The 3,281-nt window shown below is 59.8% G+C and carries 4 protein-coding genes; all 4 read left to right on the top strand.

What is annotated here, in order from left to right; genetic code table 11:
* Positions 1-150 precede the first annotated feature (150 nt).
* Positions 151-543 (top strand): hypothetical protein, encoded by a 393-nt coding sequence (locus ACIREA_RS29210; RefSeq protein WP_397385848.1) that lies wholly within the window; start codon positions 151-153, stop codon positions 541-543.
* Positions 544-586: 43 nt separating this feature from the next.
* Positions 587-1,924, top strand: coding sequence for a Druantia anti-phage system protein DruA (locus ACIREA_RS29205; RefSeq protein ID WP_397385847.1), 1,338 nt, complete (start codon positions 587-589; stop codon positions 1,922-1,924).
* A 2-nt stretch (positions 1,925-1,926) separates the two neighbouring features.
* Positions 1,927-2,379 (top strand): hypothetical protein, encoded by a 453-nt coding sequence (locus ACIREA_RS29200; protein WP_397385846.1) that lies wholly within the window; start codon positions 1,927-1,929, stop codon positions 2,377-2,379.
* Between the two features lie 140 nt (positions 2,380-2,519).
* On the top strand, positions 2,520-3,245 hold the full coding sequence (locus tag ACIREA_RS29195; RefSeq protein WP_397385845.1) for a PEP-CTERM sorting domain-containing protein: 726 nt from the start codon (positions 2,520-2,522) through the stop codon (positions 3,243-3,245).
* Positions 3,246-3,281 lie beyond the last annotated feature (36 nt).

Raw genomic sequence — 3,281 nt, 5'->3', positions numbered from 1 at the left:
ACGGCAAAACCATCGGCGACGGCAAATGTGGCATGATCGTGACCCTCTGCCGCCATGAGGACGGACGCCCCGTGGCCATGATCCCCGCCAGCGGCAAAAAGGAAGACTGCGAAGCCTGATCTTTGCGGCCTGCTCTCCGCAGGCAGCGGCGTGAAAGTCCGACGCGAATGGCGGGCCAAAACAGAGCAGGAAAGCGAGGCGCGTGTTCACATCCGCCACTTCATCTCCAGCCTGCCCCCAGAAAATCCGGTGCATCTCGGCCGGGCTGTGCGCGGGCATTGGAGCGTGGAAAACCGTAACCACCACAAGCGCGACGACTCCGTCTGGCAGGAAGACCGTCATCGGCACCGTCGCCCGCGCGTTGCCCAGAACCTCGCGCTGACCCGCAATGCCCTGCTGGCGGTCATCCCCTTTGATGAGAAACGCAATTTACCCTCCCTGATCGCCCACTATCAGCAAAACCCGAAACTTGCCATCGAGCTCATCTTCCACGCCAGGGCGTTTGGCTTGAACCGAGCAATCCCTTTTCACTACTTGGTTTGAATTCGCGCTAGACAAAAGAGCCTGAAAATGCTGGTTTCGACTTGTGCATTCCAAACGACCATCTGCTGCCAGCGCGGAGTCTCCGGCCCGCGAACCACTTCACATCCGTCTTGCCGCCACGTCGGCGGACTGGGAAATCGCCCATCAGATGCTCGACGAAGAGCATTTCCTCGGGGCCGGTCGCGAGGCTGGCGACCGACTCGGCCAGTTCGTCATGGAGGAAGGAAAAGTGGTGGCGGTGTTGATTTGGTGCGCGGCAGCCTGGCACCTCAAAGACCGAGACCAGATCATCGGCTGGGACCCTGTCACCCGCTCGAACCGTCTCAAACTCGTCGTGCAACTGCGGCGTTTCCTCGTCCCGGAAACAGCGCGCCGCCCCAATCTTGCCTCCCAGTGTCTCGGACTTGCCCTACGCGAGCTTCCCGCCCAATGGCTCGCCGAGCACGAATACCGTCCGCTTTTGGCCGAGAGTTTCAGTGATCCGGAAAGTCACCACGGCACGGTTTATAAAGCCACCAACTGGACCTTCGCCGGGGACACCGCCGGGTTCTCCCAAGACCACACCGATTACTACCTGCCCAATGACCGGCCCAAGAAACTCTGGCTAAAACCCCTTGATCCACATGCTTTTCAACGGATGTGTGCCAAGGATCTGCCCGACGATTGCCAGCAGGCCGTGGTCGTCAGCGGCGGAGCACGCAGCCCGCTCAAGCTCAAGGAACTCACCAGTTTGCGCAGCGCCTTCCTGCAGGTGCCCGATCCCCGTCGCGCCCAAAGCCGTCGTCACCCGCTCTCTGCCATGCTCACCCTCATTGCGCTGGGCCTGCTCATGGGCGGGCGCGACATGCTCAACATTTGGAGAAAAGTCGCCCCGCTCGACCAGCGCCAGCGAGCCGCCATCGGCTTGAGCGTGCGCGACAAGCAGAGCGGGCGGCTCATTGTGCCCGGCTACGACGCCTTCAATGACCTCATGAACGCACTCGATCCCCACGCCTACGCCGCCGCTCTAACGAATTGGTTGCAAGCTAACTCCGGCATCCTGCCCCGCAGCCTCGCCTTGGACGGAAAAACCATAGGCGACGGCAAATGCGGCATGATCGTGACCCTTTGCCGCCATGAAGACGGCCGCCCCGTGGCCATGATTCCCGCCAGCGGTAAAAAGGAAGACTGTGAAGTCAGCGAGGCCCGAGCCCTGTTAGAGAGCCCGCAGGTCCGCCTTGAAAACGCGCTCGTCACACTCGATCCCCTTCACAACAAACAGGACACCCTGCGCGTCATCGTCGAAAAAGGCGGCGACTACCTTGTAGGCACCAAAGCCAACACCTCCAAGCGTCTTGAGGGTGTGGAAAAAGCCCTCGATGACACCCCTTTTTTGAGTTGAGCGTGGATGGCGACCACGGTCGCATCGACATCCGCAGCGCTGCCGTGTGCGCGATTGCTCCGGTGGATGTCGGCCTGCTCTCCGCAGGCAGCGGGGTGAAAGTCCGTCGCGAATGGCGGGCCAAAACAGAGCAGAAAAGCGAGGCGTGTGTTCACATCCGGCACTTCATCTCCAGCCTGCCACCCGACAATCCGGCGCATCTCGGCCGCTCTGTGCGCGGGCATTGGAGCGTGGAAAACCGCAACCACCACAAGCGCGACGACTCCGTCTGGCAGGAAGACCGCCATCGTCACCGTCGCCCGCGCGTTGCCCAGAATCTCGCGCTGACTCGCAACGCCCTGCTGGCAATCATCCCCTTTGATGAGAAAAGTAACTTACCCTCCCTGATCGCTCACTATCAGCAAAACCCGAAACTTGCCATCAACCTCATCCTAAACGCCCGCCCTCAAATATGAACCTTCAAGCCAAACGCCCTGCCAAAAGCAATTCCTTAGCAGTAATTTACTTGAACCAAATTCGGATTCGCCCATAATTGGAAGCGTGGCCAATCATCTTTGCAGTCCTACTAATCCACCCTGAAATACGCCCCATCCTTATGAACATGACATCAAATCCAAATCCTTCTCCACTGAGCGCCCGCCTCGTCAAACATTTTGCCGCTTGTGCCTTGGCACCTGTCGCAGCTGTTGCGGTGGTTGTGGCTGCTGCTGCCCCCGCCAGTGCAGCCGTTGTTTACAGTGGCCTCATCAATTTTTCCTGTGCCGCCGACATCGATGGCGCATACCTCAACGCCGAAACCGGGGTGCTGTCCAACGGCCCAGGTGGCGGCGTTCCGGGTTGGGACGTCAATCCATACTCCACCTCTGGCGGCATGAACTTCTTCAACTCCACCGGTGGCGGCCAGATGCGCAGACCGGGCGTGACGACTGGCACCGCTGGCAACCTCGTCCCCGGCACTGAGGTCGGCTCCGCGGGCTCCTTCAACACCGGTACCGGCAATGTTTATGGCACGACTGCCGCCACTGGTCTGAATGGTGGTTGGACACTTGGCGCGCAAAACATCATCGGCTTCAGGTTTGTGGCCGCGGCCGGGACGACGCACTATGGCTGGATGCGTTTTGATATGGGCCTGGCTGGCAGTGCGGGCACCTCGATGACCCGCACCATGAAAGACTACTCTTGGGAGACGACTCCTGGTGCTTCGATATTTGTTACTGCTGGTGCACCGGATGCAGTCCCTGAACCAACGTCGATGCTCTACACACTCCTCACCCTCTCCAGCGGCTTGCTGCTGCGCAGACGGGGCAAGGTTTCCGTTTGATTCATTTTCGGCAATAAATGTGCCCAAAATCCTGTC

Source organism: Prosthecobacter sp., from assembly GCF_044373815.1.
GTDB lineage: Bacteria > Verrucomicrobiota > Verrucomicrobiia > Verrucomicrobiales > Verrucomicrobiaceae > Prosthecobacter.
Note: the sequence above shows the minus strand (reverse complement) of the source record. Positions and strands in the feature narration are given on the sequence as shown.

Bases quoted from the DNA above. Each gene is read 5' to 3' on its own strand.
- ACIREA_RS29195 (WP_397385845.1), top strand. From the start codon at position 2,520: ATGAACATGACATCAAATCCAAATCCTTCTCCACTGAGCGCCCGCCTC.